This is a genomic window from Curtobacterium sp. AC268, from assembly GCF_979258745.1.
The window spans coordinates 2,589,548-2,604,572 of sequence record NZ_OZ409878.1 but is presented as its reverse complement, the minus strand read 5'-3'; the positions used below and the strand labels follow the sequence as shown (position 1 = coordinate 2,604,572).

The 15,025-nt window shown below is 71.2% G+C and carries 14 protein-coding genes; 9 read left to right on the top strand and 5 right to left on the bottom strand.

Annotated elements, in window-relative coordinates; translation table 11 throughout:
- Positions 1-198 precede the first annotated feature (198 nt).
- Positions 199-2,019 (top strand): glycoside hydrolase family 15 protein, encoded by a 1,821-nt coding sequence (locus tag ACZZ9K_RS12400; protein ID WP_463444197.1) that lies wholly within the window; start codon positions 199-201, stop codon positions 2,017-2,019.
- 46 nt (positions 2,020-2,065) lie between these two features.
- Positions 2,066-2,668, top strand: coding sequence for a DnaJ family domain-containing protein (locus ACZZ9K_RS12395; protein ID WP_259411005.1), 603 nt, complete (start codon positions 2,066-2,068; stop codon positions 2,666-2,668).
- Between the two features lie 193 nt (positions 2,669-2,861).
- Here the strand turns inward: ACZZ9K_RS12395 and ACZZ9K_RS12390 are convergent, their stop codons facing one another.
- Positions 2,862-3,545 (bottom strand): hypothetical protein, encoded by a 684-nt coding sequence (locus tag ACZZ9K_RS12390; RefSeq protein ID WP_110865654.1) that lies wholly within the window; start codon positions 3,543-3,545, stop codon positions 2,862-2,864.
- 212 nt (positions 3,546-3,757) lie between these two features.
- On the opposite strand from ACZZ9K_RS12390, the gene ACZZ9K_RS12385 reads away from it, so the two are divergent.
- The 6 genes from ACZZ9K_RS12385 to ACZZ9K_RS12360 all read left to right on the top strand — a co-directional run bounded on the left by ACZZ9K_RS12385 (position 3,758) and on the right by ACZZ9K_RS12360 (position 8,864).
- The gene (locus ACZZ9K_RS12385) at positions 3,758-6,214 is read left to right on the top strand and encodes a phosphoketolase family protein (RefSeq protein WP_463444196.1); all 2,457 of its coding nucleotides are present in this window, start codon (positions 3,758-3,760) and stop codon (positions 6,212-6,214) included.
- A 93-nt stretch (positions 6,215-6,307) separates the two neighbouring features.
- Positions 6,308-6,637 (top strand): hypothetical protein, encoded by a 330-nt coding sequence (locus ACZZ9K_RS12380; protein ID WP_463444195.1) that lies wholly within the window; start codon positions 6,308-6,310, stop codon positions 6,635-6,637.
- Positions 6,618-6,833 carry a hypothetical protein gene (locus tag ACZZ9K_RS12375; RefSeq protein WP_110893998.1) on the top strand — a complete coding sequence of 72 codons (216 nt, stop codon included), beginning with the start codon at positions 6,618-6,620 and terminating at the stop codon, positions 6,831-6,833. The genes ACZZ9K_RS12380 and ACZZ9K_RS12375 overlap by 20 nt, the downstream gene beginning before the upstream one ends.
- Positions 6,834-6,866: 33 nt before the next feature.
- The gene (locus tag ACZZ9K_RS12370) at positions 6,867-7,550 is read left to right on the top strand and encodes a fumarylacetoacetate hydrolase family protein (protein ID WP_301629169.1); all 684 of its coding nucleotides are present in this window, start codon (positions 6,867-6,869) and stop codon (positions 7,548-7,550) included.
- Positions 7,551-7,703: 153 nt separating this feature from the next.
- Positions 7,704-8,678 carry a sugar phosphate isomerase/epimerase family protein gene (locus tag ACZZ9K_RS12365; RefSeq protein ID WP_463444194.1) on the top strand — a complete coding sequence of 325 codons (975 nt, stop codon included), beginning with the start codon at positions 7,704-7,706 and terminating at the stop codon, positions 8,676-8,678.
- Positions 8,679-8,687: 9 nt separating this feature from the next.
- A complete protein-coding gene (locus ACZZ9K_RS12360; RefSeq protein ID WP_155896953.1) occupies positions 8,688-8,864 on the top strand; it encodes a hypothetical protein in 177 nt (58 codons plus the stop codon).
- A gap of 335 nt (positions 8,865-9,199) precedes the next feature.
- Here ACZZ9K_RS12360 and ACZZ9K_RS12355 read toward each other — a convergent pair whose 3' ends face one another.
- The 3 genes from ACZZ9K_RS12355 to ACZZ9K_RS12345 form a co-directional block, all read right to left on the bottom strand.
- Entirely contained in the window at positions 9,200-9,355 is a 156-nt protein-coding gene (locus ACZZ9K_RS12355) for a hypothetical protein (RefSeq protein ID WP_185974087.1), read from the bottom strand.
- 158 nt (positions 9,356-9,513) lie between these two features.
- Entirely contained in the window at positions 9,514-12,048 is a 2,535-nt protein-coding gene (locus tag ACZZ9K_RS12350; protein ID WP_463444193.1) for an ATP-dependent DNA ligase, read from the bottom strand.
- Positions 12,045-12,935: an SDR family oxidoreductase gene (locus ACZZ9K_RS12345; RefSeq protein ID WP_071245906.1), complete on the bottom strand. Its 891-nt coding sequence runs from the start codon at positions 12,933-12,935 to the stop codon at positions 12,045-12,047. Before ACZZ9K_RS12345 ends, ACZZ9K_RS12350 begins: the two co-directional genes overlap by 4 nt.
- A 134-nt stretch (positions 12,936-13,069) precedes the next feature.
- On the opposite strand from ACZZ9K_RS12345, the gene ku reads away from it, so the two are divergent.
- Positions 13,070-14,086: a non-homologous end joining protein Ku gene (gene ku / locus ACZZ9K_RS12340; protein ID WP_463444192.1), complete on the top strand. Its 1,017-nt coding sequence runs from the start codon at positions 13,070-13,072 to the stop codon at positions 14,084-14,086.
- 13 nt (positions 14,087-14,099) lie between these two features.
- Here the strand turns inward: ku and ACZZ9K_RS12335 are convergent, their stop codons facing one another.
- Positions 14,100-14,909: a cupin domain-containing protein gene (locus tag ACZZ9K_RS12335; protein WP_463444191.1), complete on the bottom strand. Its 810-nt coding sequence runs from the start codon at positions 14,907-14,909 to the stop codon at positions 14,100-14,102.
- Positions 14,910-15,025: the final 116 nt, after the last annotated feature.

Genomic DNA, 15,025 nt, shown 5'->3' with positions numbered 1-15,025 from the left:
CACGACGCTAGTGCGACACGCCCGGGATGCGCAAGTCACGTGGGCGTGTCGGCGGTGCTCTGGCGCTTCCCCGGCGGGCTCCGGGGGTGCTCCGGCGGTTCTCCGGCGGTTCTCCACAGGCTGGAGGCCCGGCGTGCGTTCTCCACGAGGGGTACGTCCGCCTGATGGTCGCCACCGGGGCCGGGGCAGGCTGGACGCATGACCGAGCGCACGCGAGACACCCCCGACGCGACCGAGAACGAGGAACGGACGAACGGGTACGTCCCGCTCCGTTCGTACGGCGCGATCGGCGACGGGCGGACGGTCGCCCTCATCGCGCTCGACGGCCGGATCGACTGGCTGCCGATCCCGTCGATGGACTCACCGCCGGTGTTCGCGAGCATCGTCGACGCCGAGCACGGCGGACACGTCGCCCTGCGGCCCGTGGACGACCAGGCGCAGGTGTCCCGCGCCTACCTGCCGGGCACGAACGTGCTCGTGACGACCTGGACGACCCCGTCCGGCACCGCCACCGTGACCGACGCCATGGTCACCGGAGTGGCCGGACGGCTGCCCTGGGCCGAGATCGGCCGCTGCGTGCAGGGGGTCGACGGCTCGGTCGAGATGGAGTGGGCGGTCGTGCCCGGCACGATCCTGAACACCGCGGAACCGCGCCGACTCGACACCGCGAACGGCACGGTGATCGGCGTCGACGGCGTGACCATCGCGATCGTCGAGCAGGGCTTCGAACCGGTGCACGACGACGGGCCACGGTTCTCCGGGCGGTTCTCGACGACCGAGGGCTCGAAGTCGATCCTGACCATCGTCGGCACGTACGACGAGCCGATCTTCCTGCCCGAGCCGGAGCGCACGCTCGAAGGGGTCGACCGCACGATCGAGAACTGGTCGACCTGGTCGAAGGAGTTCAGCTACGACGGCCCCTGGTCGGACGCGGTCCAGCGCAGCGCCCTCGCCCTGAAGCTCCTGATCTTCTCCCCCACCGGCGCCATCGCTGCGGCCCCGACGACGAGCCTGCCCGAGGACCGCACCGGCGGCAAGAACTGGGACTACCGGTTCGCCTGGGTGCGCGACCTGGCGTACACGGTGCACGCGCTCACCCGCTTCGGCCTGCGCGAGGAGACGCACGCCGCCGTGTCGTGGGTGATGCGCACGATCGCCGAGCACGACGAGACGATGCCGATCTTCTACGGACTCGACGGGTCGAAGAGCGACACCGTCGAGGAACGTGACGTCCCGGGCTGGAGCGGCATCGGGCCGGTCACGATCGGCAACCGGGCTGGTGACCAGCTGCAGCTCGGGGTCTGGGGCGACGTGTTCGAGATCATGCGCCAGTACGTCCGAGCCGGCAACGTGCTCGACCGCAAGACGGCCGCGGTGCTGCAGGAACTGGCCGACGACGCGTGCCACCGCTGGGTGGAGCCGGACTCGGGCATGTGGGAGCTGCAGGAGGCACAGCACTACACGACGAGCAAGATCGGCTGCTGGCAGGCGCTCGACGCGGCGGTCGAGCTGCACGACGCGGGGATGATCGACGGCCCGCGCGAGAAGTGGATCGAGAACCGCGAGCTCATCGAGGACTGGGTCGCCGAGAACGGGTGGAACGAGGAGCTCGGCCACTACGTCATGTACCCGGGCACCGACGCGCTCGACTGCTCGATCCTGCTGCACGCGATGTCGGCGTTCGACCGCGGACCGCGCATGGAGTCCACGATCCGCGCCATCGAGGAGCAGCTGCAGCACGGGCCGCTCGTGTACCGGTACTCCGGCATCCAGGACGAGGAGTCCCCCTTCGTGGCGTGCTCGTTCTGGCTCGCCGCCGCGCTCGCGTGCGTCGGACGCATCGACGACGCGAAGCAGCTGATGGACGACATGGTCGCGCAGGCGAACGACGTCGGGCTGTTCAGCGAGATGCTCAGCGCCGTCGACGGGGACTTCATGGGCAACCTCCCGCAGGGGCTGTCACACCTGGCGCTCATCCAGGCCGCGCTGACCATCGAAGAAGTCTCAGAAGAGTCCTGACCGGGCTGGACGGCCCCTCGGGGGCGCGGGGCATCATGGTCTGACGATGAACGACGTCGATGCACGGATGGACCGGCTCCGCAGGGCCGCCCGCTACCGCTACCAGCAGCTCGTCGACCAGGAGATCGAGCGGGGGTCGCTCGACCCCGACGAGGTGCGCTCGGAACGCGAGGAGCGTCGGCTGCTCAAGGCCGCCGACGTCGCCGCGCACGCCCGGGCCCAGATCGCGGAGGCCGAGCGGCGCGGGGTCTTCGAGGGCAACCCGTACCACGGCAAGCCGCTGCCGGGCCTCGACGGGCAGCACGACCCGGACTGGTGGATCAAGTCGAAGATCGAGCGTGAGGACATCCGGGGCATCGCGCCGCCGGCCCTGGCACTGCGGACCGAGGACGCCGAACTCGACGACGCCCTCGATGCCCTGTCGCTCGAGACCGACGTGCGCGACGTCCTCGTGGACTTCAACGCCCGGGTGAAGGAGGCCCGGCGGCAGCTGCTCGGCGGGCCGCCGGTGGTGACGCCGATGCGCGACGTCGAGGCCGAGGTGCTCGCCTGGCGGGAGCGCCGCGAGGTGCGCATGGCTTCTGCCGCGCGGGCTGCGGAGCAGGCGCGGCTCGAGGCGAAGCCACGGCGGTGGTGGCGGCGCGGCTGAGCGGCGCCGTCCGGGGGCGAGATTTCGCGCTGAGCGACAGTTCTCGCGAACGTGAGCGCGTGAGGTGTCGCCCAGCCCGTGACGACGGCGGCTGCCGCCGGCCCGGCGTGCGCCCGAGACGCTCGACGCGAAACGCAAGTCGGCCCGGACCGCGCTGCTGCGTGGTCCGGGCCGACTGTGGTGGTGCGGGGTGTTACTTGATCTGCGCGGTGATGGTGGCGGTGCCGACGAGGAGGCCGCGCTTGACGGCGTCGGTGCCGAAGGTCTTGTTCAGCAGGCCCGCGGCGTCCTCGGAGATGTGGACGGTGGTGCCGGTGAGGATGGCGTTGTCGCCCTCGAGCTGGAGGGGCTTGAGGGAGCCGCCGTGCAGCTCGAACAGGAACGCGTTGGCCGCGGCGACCTTGCCGTTGACGAGGACGTCGCCGTAGAGCTTGGACGAGCCCGGGTTCACGACGAAGTTCTCCAGCGTGACGGTGGTGTCGCCGGCCTTCAGGGTCAGCCCCGAGTCGTCGTGGTTCAGCAGGCCCTGCACGTACGGGCGGTAGTTGCCATCCGGCGACCAGTAGGTGACCGACCCGGCGGTGATCGGGAACGACACCGACCCGTCAGCCAGGGTCGCATCGCCCGAGACGCCGGGGGTGAGCTTCAGGGCGGTGAGGGCGTCGGTGAAGCCGGAGTCGAGCTTCACGGCGGTGGAGCCGCCGAGGACCTCGGGGACCGAGGCGACGGGTGCGGGGATCTTCGACTCGGACGACGAGGACACCGTGTGCACGTTCGGGGTCGCGGCCTGGGCGGAGGAGATCCCGAACGCGGCACCGCCGAGGACGAGGGCGCCGGTCGTGGCGAGGGTGATGGAGGTCTTGAGGCTCTTACGCATCGTGATCAGTCCTTTGCTCTGGAGGCGCTCCGGCCGGTGGCCGAATGTGCACGTGGTGTGCACGCTTGCTGTGTACAAGCTGCAGCCCGGCCAACTGTGACCGGAGAGCGCCCTGGGCTTTTGCCCTGTGCAAGTGATTCGGCACCCCCGCCCGAACGGTTTGGGACGAGTTTCCTGAGGTGCCGCAACCCGGTGTTTCGTACCGTGTACCCATGGCTCCAGCACACATCTCCACCACCGACCGGCTCCGGGCGGTCGACGCCTGGTGGCGCGCCGCCAACTACCTGACGGTCGGGCAGATCTACCTGCTGGACAACCCGCTGCTCACCAGGCCGATCGAACCCGACGACGTCAAGCCGCGGCTGCTCGGCCACTGGGGCACCTCCCCCGCACTGAACCTCGTGTACGCACACTGCAACGCGCTGATCACGGAGACCGGGCGCGAGTTCCTGTACATCTGCGGCCCGGGGCACGGCGGCCCGGCGATGAACGCGAACGCCTGGCTGGACGGCACGTGGAACGAGCTGTACCAGGACGTCGACCTGCAGCGGTTCTTCCGCCAGTTCTCGTTCCCCGGCGGCATCCCCTCGCACGCCGCCCCGGAGACGCCCGGCTCCATCAACGAGGGCGGTGAGCTGGGCTACTCGCTGTCGCACGCCTACGGTGCGGCGCTCGACAACCCGGACCTCGTCGTCGCGTGCGTGGTCGGTGACGGTGAGGCCGAGACCGGTCCGCTCGCCGGGTCGTGGCAGGCGCACACGTTCCTCGACCCGGTGTCCGACGGTGCCGTGTTGCCGATCCTCAACCTCAACGGCTGGAAGATCGCGAACCCGACCGTCCTGGCCCGCATCCCCGACGAGGACCTCACCGCGTACTTCCGCGGGCTCGGCTACGACCCGATCGTGGTCGACTCCCGCCGCGTTGACGACGACCCGTACGCGGTGCACGCCCTGTTCGACGGTGCCCTGCGACGCGCCCTCGCCGGCATCGACGACATCCAGGCCGCTGCCCGCGCCCAGGCGGCCCGTGCCGCCGCGGGCCAGCCCGCCGGTGCCGCCGACCTGCGTCCGCGCTGGCCGATGATCGTCCTGCGCACCCCGAAGGGCTGGACCGGCCCGAAGGAGGTCGACGGCGAGCAGGTTGAAGGGACCTTCCGCGCGCACCAGGTGCCGCTGCCCGCGGTGCGCGAGGACGACGGCCACCGCGCCCAGCTCGAGGAGTGGATGCGCTCGTACCGTCCCGAGGAGCTCTTCGACGAGGACGGCCACCCGGTCGGCATCATGACCACGATCCGTCCGACCGGCGACGTACGGATGAGCGCCACCCCGCACGGCAACGGCGGTCGGCTGCGGACCGCGCTCGATCGGCCGCCGCTCGAGCCGTACGCGGTCGAGGTCGGTTCCACGGCGTCCGCCACGGGCGCGCTCGGCCCCTGGCTCGCCGCACTCATCGAGAAGAACGCGTCGACCTTCCGGCTGTTCGGCCCGGACGAGACGATCTCGAACAAGCTCGACGCCGTGTTCGACGTGACCTCGCGCGTCTGGCGGGCCCAGCGCGCCGCCGGCGACGAGCACCTCGCCGCACGCGGCCGGGTCACCGAGGTCCTGTCCGAGCACCTGCTCGAGGGGATGCTCGAGGGGTACGTGCTGTCCGGTCGGCACGGGATGCTCAACACCTACGAGGCGTTCGCCCACATCATCGACTCGATGGTCGGGCAGTACGCCAAGTGGCTGGAGTCCTCGACCGACATCGACTGGCGGGTGCCGGTGTCCAACCTGTCGCTCCTGCTCTCGTCGCACGTCTGGCGACAGGACCACAACGGGTTCTCCCACCAGGACCCCGGGTTCCTCGACGTCGTCGCGTCGAAGCAGCAGGACCTCGTCCGGATCAAGCTGCCGGCCGACGCCAACACCCTGCTCGCCGTCGCCGCGCACGCGATGGAGACCACGGACCGCATCGAGGTGATCGTCGCGGGCAAGCACCCGGAGCCGGTCTTCCTGTCCCTCGACGACGCGGTCGCGCACGCGGAGGCCGGACTCGGCGTGTGGGACTTCGCCGGCACCGAGCAGGCCGTCGGGCAGGTCGACGTCGTGCTCGCCTGTGCCGGCGACGTCCCCACGGTCGAGGCGATCGCCGCCACCGACATCATCCGGAAGCACGCTCCCGGCGTCGGGGTCCGCGTGCTCAACGTCGTCGACCTGCTGGCGCTCGGTGACCCGCGCAAGCACGAGCACCCGATCCCGGACGAGCAGTACGACGCGCTCTTCCTGCCCGGCACGCCCACGGTCTTCGCGTTCCACGGGTACCCGACCCTCGTGCACCAGCTGACGTACCGCCGGAACGGGCACGACGACCTGCACGTGCACGGGTTTCTCGAGCAGGGCACGACGACCTCGCCGTTCGACATGCTCATGCGCAACGAGATGGACCGATTCGCCCTGGCCCACGATGCCCTGACGCGGGTGGACGCCGAGGCGCACGCCGACCTGCTCACGAAGCTGTCCGAAGCGCGGGACGCTGCGCGGACGTTCGCGTACACGAAGGGCGAGGACCACCCGTCGCTCGCGGGCTGGGAGTTCGCGGGCTGGCCCCAGGACGAGCCGGCCAGCGGCGGGACCGGCGGTGACCCCGGTGCGGGCGAGACCGAGGCGGCCGCACCCGGCAACTGACGCACTCCTCCACAGGCCGGGAGGCCCGGAGCACCCTCCACAGGACCGGTCACGCCCGCCACGTGGCCGGTTCCGTGCTGTCAGGGTTCCGGCATGGACATCGGCTGGATCAGCGCGCTCGTGTCGGTCACGAGCGCGTCCGTCGCGCTGGGTGCGCTCGTCGCCTCGGTGCTCGACGGGCGCGCCGGACGGCGAAATGCAGAGTTCTCGGTGCACCGCGACCTGTGGTGGCAGCGTTGGTCATGGGTCGCCGACCGGGCAACCTCGGACGACGAAGGAAAGCGCGCGGCTGCGGGTGTGCTGTCGGCTGCGCTGGTGACCCGCAGTTGGACGACCGCGGACGACCGCTGGGTCGGCCAGGCACTCGACGACCTGACCGCAGCGACGATCGAAGGAGCGAACGGTGATCTCGAAGCTGAGTGACAAGGACTTCAAGCGCTGGCTCGACGGACGCGAACTGACGACGCCCGCACTGCTGGCGGACCCGCACTACGGGCCCATGATGCGGGCGAAGGGCGCCGAGGAAGAGCTCCGTCAGGCGCGCATCGAATGGCGCGAACGCCAGGAGCGCGCCCGGGCGCGGAAGCTCAAGGACGAGGCGTCCTTCGGTGAGAGCTGAACCGATGCTCTGCGCGCCTGCCAGGCTGTGAACGTGACCGAACTCGTCATCCCGGCCCCGAGCCTCCCGACCGTGCCCACGACGACGGGCGCGCGTTTCCCCGTCCGCCGTGTGTTCTGCGTCGGCCGGAACTACGCCGCGCACGCCCGCGAGATGGGCCACGACCCGGACCGCGAGCCGCCGTTCTTCTTCACCAAGCCGGCGGACGCGGTCGTGGTCGACGGCGGCGACACCCCGTACCCGCCGCTGACGCAGCAACTGGAACACGAGGTCGAGCTCGTCGTCGCGATCGGCACCGGCGGCACGGACATCGCCGCCACCGACGCGCTCGCACACGTGTGGGGCTACGCCGTCGGGATCGACCTCACCCGCCGAGACCTGCAGGCCGAGGCGAAGCGACTCGGACGACCGTGGGACACGGCCAAGGGCTTCGACGCCTCGGCACCGATCGGGGCGCTCACCCCGGCGGCCGACGTCGACCCGACCAGCGGCGCGATCGAGCTGACGGTGGACGGCGAGCTCCGGCAGTCGGGCGACCTGACCGACCAGATCTGGTCGGTCGGCGAGACGATCGCGGCCCTGTCACGGTCCGTGGCGCTCGCGCCCGGCGACCTCGTGATGACCGGCACTCCTGACGGTGTCGGCGTGCTCGACCGCGGCGCCGTGCTCGTCGGCACGATCGCCGGCGTCGGCGAGGTCCGGACCCGGATCGTCTGAAGCACGTGTCGGCGATGTGTCGACGGGCTGGGAGCGCTCGCAGGCAGAACGGGTAATCCTTGGGCATCGTCGCGGGTGGGGCCCGCGGCGGACACGGGGCGGCGCATCGCGACGGGGCGACGCGGACACCCCGGGACTGCCGGAGGTACCACCGTGCTGGAACACGACCTGCTCGCCACGTCCTGGACGTGGGCTGGCGACGAGAGCGTCCGCGACCGGGTGCACGCCGTCGGCGCCGCCGGGTTCGCCGGCCTGTCGCTGTCCCTCGACGACCTGCACGAGGTCCGCGCCACGACGGGCTTCGCCGAACTGCGGCGCATGCTCGACGCCGCGGGCATCGTCTGGGTCCAGCTCGGACCGCTGGACCGTTGGTGGACGTGCACGAGCCGCACCCAGGACGAGGATGCCGACCGCGGTGTCGTGCTCGAGGCCGCGGCGACGCTGAGCGCCTGGCAGGTGGTGGCGCGCGCCGACACCTCGTTGCCCGGAGCCTCCCCCGCGACGATGGCCGACGACTGGGTCGTGCTCGCCGACCAGGCCGAGGCGGTCGGAGCGCAGCTCGTGCTCGAACCGGAACCGTGGTCGAACCTGCCCACGATCGAACGGGCCTCCCGTTTCGTCGCCGCCGCCGGACACCCGAACGGCGGCCTGCTCATCGACGCCATGCACGCACTCCGCGGCGGTTCCACCCTCGCGTCGATCCGGCAGGGCGTCGCACCGGGGGTCCTCGCAGCCGTCGAGCTGAGCGACGGACTGCTGCACACCCCGAGCGGGATGACCCTCGCCGAGGAGTCCCGGACGGCACGGTACCTGCCCGGTGCCGGAGCGTGGGACCTGCCCGGCTTCATCCGGACCGTGCGCGAACTCGGGTTCGCCGAGCCGTGGGGCGTCGAGGTCCGGACCCCGGCGCACCGGGCGATGCCCGTCCGCGATGCGCTCCGGACAGCTGTCGCCGCCACCCGTGCGGTGCTCGACGCCGCTGATGCGTTCGGTGCCCCGGCCGCTCCCGCGATGCCCTCGACCCCCGCACCGACGTCCGCGGTGGACTTCGAGCCCCCGCACACCGGCCGCTCTGACCCGACCCACGATGCCCGTCGCCGGGACGCCGACACAGGGACGCCCGCGTAGGTTGCTGGCATGACCGATCAGGCAGCACACGACGACGACCTGCTCCGCCGTTCCCAGGAGTCCATCGACGAGGCCAAGGCCGCCGCGGCCGAGGTGGTCGAACCGGAAGAGGACGAGCTCATCGAAGAGGACGCACCCGTGGCCGACCACGCGGTGCCCACCGACGGCCCTGCGCCCGCGGCCTGACGCGGTCCTGATCCGACAGGATCCCGCGCACGGACGAGATCGCCGGGTGACCATCGAGGTCGCCCGGCGATTTTTCTGCCCCCGCGTGACGAAACGCTCACTCGGCACGTCTCACCAGTGGACCCACCGAGTGTCGCTTCGGCGAGCCCGGTGCGGGGCTTCGTGGTCGGTCTCCCTGAACCGGCTGGTCACGTGCCTCGGCGACGGTCCGTGCGCTCCCTGATCCAGCGTGCGGGCCGTCGGGTCTGTCGGGCCCGTCGAGCGGTCAGGCGTTCAGGGCTCCCCCGTCAGTCGTCGTCTTCGTCAGCCGTCGTCTTCGTCAGTCGTCGTCTTCGTCAGTCGTCGTCCTCGTCGGCGAGGAAGTCCGCGTACCGGACCTCGGTCTCCGTGGTGCCGGTGCCCGGTTCGACGGTGCGCTGCGACAGGTCGTCCCCCGTGATCGCGACGCGTTCTGCAGCCGTGTAGGGCGGCAGGTACTTGCTCGAGTTCATCCTCGGAGCCCCCTTCGTCCCCGCGAACGTAACAGCCGATGGCCGATTGTGGCCAGCGGTGCCGATACTGTCCCCCGCGGAGGCTCCGGACGGGGGACGGATGTTCGCCAGCGGCGGACCCCATGCGCACGCATGTGGCCCCGAAGGCGGGGCTCGGGTCAGGTCTCCCGCAGGACGTCGTCCGGGTCCTTGTCCACCCGCCACCCTCGCCAGGACGGCTGCCGGAGCCGTCCGTCGCCGGTCCACTCGGCGAACTCGACCTCGCCGACGCGCTTCGGCGTGACCCAGTGCGCATCACGCGCGTCAGGTCGTGGGACATCGACGAACGGCGGGGTCTTGCGCTCCAGCGGTGCGAGGACACCGGCGATCTCGTCGAGGTCGCGGTCACGGAACCCGGTGCCGACCTTGCCGACGTACTCCAGGCCGTCGGGGCCGGGCACCCCGAGCAACAGCGACCCGATCCCGCCGGCACGTCGCCCGCTGCCCGGTTTCCAACCGCCGACGACGACTTCCTGCGTGGCGTGGTGCTTGCGCTTCAGCCAGGCCTCGGACCGCCGTCCCTCGGCGTACTTCGACGACCGCTTCTTCGCGACGACGCCTTCGAGGCCCTGCTCGCGCGATGCAGCCAGTACCGCGTCGAGGTCGCCCTGCACCGCCGGCGGCACGTCGATCGCACCGCCGGGTTCCACGACCGTCTCGAGTGCCTGCCGCCGGGCGTCGTAGCCGAGCCGCGTGAGCTCGTGCCCGTCCGCCTCGAGCACGTCGAACAGCAGGAACCGCACGGGCGTCGTCTCCTGCGCGCTCCGGACCTCGCGCGCCTTCGTCAGGCCCATGCGGTTCTGGAGCAGCTGGAACGAGGGGCGGCCACGATCGTCGACGGCCACGATCTCACCGTCGAACACGCCGTCCACGCCGGCCCGCTCGCCCAGTTCCTGCAGCTCGGGGTACTGGGCCGTCAGGTCGTTGTCGTTGCGGCTACGCAGGGTCACCGACCCGTCGCGGACCGTCGCCAGGGCGCGCACCCCGTCCCACTTCATCTCGAACGCCCAGTCCGCCGGGTCCAGCCGGGGCTCGCCCTTGGCCAGGGTCGCCTGCATCGTCCGGCGCTCGGACGGCGGGGTCTCGGCGTCCGCGGCCCCGCTGATCCGTCGCTGCCCGGCGCGGTGTGCACCGCCGTGCCCGTCCGACGGCCGGTCCGCCCGTCGTGCCACCGCCTGCCCGGCAGAGCCGCCGCCGTCAGCCAGCCGTTCGGGTTGCTCCTTCGTGCGGTGGATCAGCCAGTTCTTCTCGTCCCCGCCCCCACGGCCGCGGGTGTGCAACAGCGCGAGGCGGCGAGCGCCACCGGCCCGACCGTGCAGCGTGACGATGACCTCCTGCCCCTCGCGCCACTTCTCGAGCTCGTAGGTGCCGTCGTCCCAGATCGTGACCGTGCCGCCGCCGTACTCGTCCTTCGGGATCGTGCCCTCGAACGCCCCGTACTCGAGCGGGTGGTCCTCGGTCTGCACGGCCAGGTGGTTCTTGCCCGGGTCGGTGGGCTCGCCCTTCGGCAGGGCCCAGCTCACCAGCACCCCGTCGTGCTCGAGCCGGAAGTCGTAGTGGTCGCGGGTGGCGTGGTGCTCCTGGATGACGAAGGTCGGAGTGCCGTCCTTCCGCACGGTGGGTGCACCCTCGGGAACGGGCTCCGGCGTCTTCGAGGCGTCCCGCTTCGCCCGGTAGGCGGCGAGCCGGTCACGTGCGGGCTGCTCGGCGTCGTTCGCGCGCTCGGTCCGGTCGCTGTCCCAGTGGCCGTGGTCGTCGCGCCCGACGGCCAGCGACGCGGAGGCGACCGGGTGCAGGAAGTCCCCACGGGCCTCCAGGCGTTCGAGGACCTCGTCCAACGTGAGCTGCGCGAGCCCGCGTTCCTCGAGCTCCTTCCAGGTGCGGGGTGCCGCGACCGTCGGCCGCTCGCGGCCGCGCAGCGAGTACGGGGCGATGGTCGTCTTGTTGCCGTTGTTCTGCGACCAGTCGACGAAGACCTTGCCCTTCCGCTCGGCACGGCTCATCGACGACAGCACCAGGTCCGGCAGGTCAGTCTCGAGGGCCTTGGCCAGCTCGTGGGCGACGTCGGAGACCTGTGCGGTCGTCGCCTTGCCGTCGAGGGCCGCGTACAGGTGGATGCCCTTGGAGCCGGACGTCACCGGGTACGGGTCGAGTCCCATGCCGTGCAGGATCTCGCGCGCGGCCACGGCGACCTCGACGCACTCGGGCAGCCCCACGCCCTCGCCCGGGTCGAGGTCGAGGACGAGCCGATCGGGGTTCTGCTGCGCGCCGCGGGGGCCGAACCGCCACTGCGGGACGTGCAGTTCGAGCGCGGCCTGCTGCGCCATCCACACCAGGGTCGGCAGGTCGTCGACGATCGGGTACTCGTTGTCGTGTTCCGAGTGGTGGATCGTGTGGTGCCGCACCCAGTCGGGGGCCGAGTCGGGCAGGTTCTTCTCGAAGAAGACCTTGCCCTCGACACCGTTGGCCCAACGCTTGCGGGTCACGGGGCGGTCCTTGACGTGCGGGATCATCCACGGCGCGACCCGCTCGTAGTACTCGATCACCCGGCCCTTCGTGGTGCCGGTCTCGGGGTAGAGCACCTTGTCGGTGTTCGTGAGCGCGAGCCGCCGATCGCCGACGATGACGACGGTCTTGCGCGAGGCGGGACTCACAGCGCCACCCCGGTCGCTCCCGCCACCGTCAGGGTCGTGCCGGACGTGTACGACGACTCGGGCCCGGCCAGGTAGACGTAGGCGCTGCCGAGCTCGACGGGTTGGGCGGGACGGCCGAACGGGGTGTCCTGGCCGTACGCCGCGATCTCGTCGCCCGGGTAGCTGATCGGCTGCAGGGGCGTCCACACCGGCCCGGGCACCACCGTGTTGGCCCGGATGCCCTTGCTCGCGAGCTGCCGCGCGAGCCCGTTCGTGTAGGTGATGATCGCGGCCTTCGTCGCCGCGTAGTCGATCATGCGGTCCTGCGGCTGGTACGCGGACACCGAGCTGGTCGTGACGATCGAGCTCCCCGGCGCCATGTGCGGGACGGCAGCGCGGACGAGCCAGAACAGCGAGTACAGGTTGACCTTCATCGTGCGGTCGAAGTCCTCGGTGCTCTGCACGGTGATGTCCTCGTGCACCTGCTGGTGACCCGCGACCAGCACGAGCGCGTCCAGGCCGCCGAGCTCGCTGACGGCGTCCTGCACGAGGACGTCGCAGAAGGCCTCGTCCGTCAGGTCGCCGGGCAGCAGCACCGCCTTGCGCCCGAGGTCACCGATGACGTCGCGGACCTGTTCGAGGTCCTCGCGTTCCTCGGGCAGGGCGTTCAGGGCGACGTCGGCCCCTTCCTTCGCCATCGCGATCGCCGCAGCGCGCCCGATGCCGGAGTCCGCGCCCGTGACGAGCACCCGGTACCCGCGCATCCGCCCGGTGCCCAGGTAGCTCGTCTCGCCGTGGTCGGGGGCGGGGTCCATCGCACTCGCCAGCCCGGACCCCTGCTGGGTCTGCGCGGGGAACGGCGGACGGGGGAACTGGTCGCGCGGGTCCTGCTTGTCGAGCTGGCTCATGGGCCCATCGTGCTCGCGCCGGCCTCGCGGCGGCCCAGCGAACCGGACATCCGTGGAACGATCCCCCGGACGCGGACCTGTGGAGGAACCGACGGCTCCGGGCACGCACGCGTGCGGGCGGGCATCATGTGCGCATGAGGTCGATCTGGAAGGGCTCCATCGCGTTCGGGCTCGTCAACGTGCCCATCAAGGTCTACGCGGCCACCGAGACGCACGACGTGTCCCTGCACCAGGTCCACGACGAGGACAAGGGCCGCATCCGGTACAAGCGGGTGTGCGAGTTCGGCCACGAGGTCGAGTACGCGGACATCCAGCGTGCCTACGACGACGGCGACAAGACCGTGGTGCTCACGGCGGACGACTTCAAGCAGCTCCCCGAGGAGCAGTCGCACGAGGTCGAGGTGCTCGAGTTCGTGCCCGTCGAGCAGGTCGATCCGATGATGTTCGAGAAGACCTACTACCTCGAGCCCGACTCGCGCTCGCCGAAGGCGTACGTGCTGCTGCGCGAGACCCTGGCGAAGACCGACCGCCTGGCGATCGTGCAGTTCACCCTGCGGCAGAAGACCCGGCTCGGGGTGCTCCGGGTGCACGACGAGGTCATCCTGCTGCAGGGGCTGCTCTGGGGCGACGAGGTCCGCGCGGCCGACTTCAAGACCCTCGACACGACGGTGAAGGTCAGCGCCAACGAGCTGAAGATGTCGTCCTCGCTCGTCGAGAGCATGTCCACCGACTTCGACCCCGACCGCTACACCGACTCCTACCAGGAGGAACTGCAGCAGCTGATCGACGCCAAGCTCGAGGCCGGCGACGACATCGACACCGAGAAGACCTTCGGCGCCCAGGACGACGAGGACGACGACGACGACGACGAGGGCGGTGACGTGCTCGACCTGATGGCCGCCCTGCGTGCGTCCGTCGACAAGAAGCGGACAGGAGGCTCGGGGTCGCGTTCGTCGTCGACCGCTCGGTCGTCGTCCGGTTCCGGCTCGGGCACGTCCGGCTCCGGCAGGAAGGCGCCGGCGAAGAAGGCGCCAGCCAAGAAGGCCGCGGAGAGCACGGCCGAGAAGGCCCCCGCGAAGTCGGCGCCGAAGAAGGCCCCGGTCAAGAAGGCTCTGGCGAAGAAGCCCGCCGCCAAGAAGCAGGCGAGCTGACCGCTGGCGGGGGTCAGGCCGCGGTCGAGCCGCCGCCCGCCAGCCGCTCCAGGGTGGTGAACACCCCGGCGTGCTCCTGGCGCAGGGCGGTCCACCCGGCGCCGGTGTCGATCCGCTCCGGGTGCTCGACGGGCAGCGCGTACCCGTGCTGTGCCCGCGGCACCGGGTCGCCCGGCAGCCGGAGCTCCTGGGTGAAGGCGCCGCTCGCCGCCTCGAAGGTCAGGGTGTGCGACGCGACGTTCCGGCCCCAGTCCGCGGACGGCCACGACATGAACGCGACGTGCCGCATCCCCTCGGCGGGATCGGTCGCCGAGACGTAGCAGCCGTGGTGGTCCTCACCCGGGGACAGGATCGTGTACGTGCCGTTGTCCCGGTAGACGAGCAGGGCCTCGGCGAAGGGCTTCGGGGCGTACATCGCGGTGTAGCGCAGGGCGTGGACGAACCGTGGCCGCCCCAGCGGGACCGACACCACCGCGCTGCGGACCGGCCCCTCGCTCGGTGGCGCCTCGCCCGGGGTCGACGCCACTCCGCCTGCCGGGAGGTGGGCGACGTAGAGCAGTTCGGCGTCCTCCGTGCCGGTGCTGCGGCCGTCGTGCACGACGTGTGGCTCCTCGACCAGGGCCTGCCCCGGCCCGACGACCCGTGTCGCCTCTTCGGTGACGTGCGTCAGCGCGCCGCGCACCACCAGTCCGGTCTGACGCGCGTCGTGGCGGTGCCATCCGGTCGACGCACCCGTCGGGAGCGTCAGCCGCCGCACCTCGTACGTGCCGCCGTCGGGCCCGTCGACGGTGGCGATAAGGGTGGTGGTGGGCTCGGGGAGCATCTGGGTCCTCTCGGTCGTGCGTTCGCCAGATGATCGTCTTGCACCCGCCTGGGACGGTGGTCGAAGGACGACGCGGATCCGTTCAGCCGACGACCGCGGCACGCGTCACGAGCCGG

What these genes read in the sequence shown, in the direction of transcription:
- ACZZ9K_RS12355 (WP_185974087.1), bottom strand. Translation starts at nt 9,355, where the DNA reads ATGAACTCGAGCAAGTACCTGCCGCCCTACACGGCTGCAGAACGCGTC.
- ACZZ9K_RS12395 (WP_259411005.1), top strand. Translation starts at nt 2,066, where the DNA reads ATGAACGACGTCGATGCACGGATGGACCGGCTCCGCAGGGCCGCCCGC.
- ACZZ9K_RS12400 (WP_463444197.1), top strand. Translation starts at nt 199, where the DNA reads ATGACCGAGCGCACGCGAGACACCCCCGACGCGACCGAGAACGAGGAA.
- ACZZ9K_RS12380 (WP_463444195.1), top strand. Translation starts at nt 6,308, where the DNA reads ATGGACATCGGCTGGATCAGCGCGCTCGTGTCGGTCACGAGCGCGTCC.
- ku (WP_463444192.1), top strand. Translation starts at nt 13,070, where the DNA reads ATGAGGTCGATCTGGAAGGGCTCCATCGCGTTCGGGCTCGTCAACGTG.
- ACZZ9K_RS12390 (WP_110865654.1), bottom strand. Translation starts at nt 3,545, where the DNA reads ATGCGTAAGAGCCTCAAGACCTCCATCACCCTCGCCACGACCGGCGCC.
- ACZZ9K_RS12345 (WP_071245906.1), bottom strand. Translation starts at nt 12,935, where the DNA reads ATGAGCCAGCTCGACAAGCAGGACCCGCGCGACCAGTTCCCCCGTCCG.
- ACZZ9K_RS12335 (WP_463444191.1), bottom strand. Translation starts at nt 14,909, where the DNA reads ATGCTCCCCGAGCCCACCACCACCCTTATCGCCACCGTCGACGGGCCC.
- ACZZ9K_RS12360 (WP_155896953.1), top strand. Translation starts at nt 8,688, where the DNA reads ATGACCGATCAGGCAGCACACGACGACGACCTGCTCCGCCGTTCCCAG.
- ACZZ9K_RS12385 (WP_463444196.1), top strand. Translation starts at nt 3,758, where the DNA reads ATGGCTCCAGCACACATCTCCACCACCGACCGGCTCCGGGCGGTCGAC.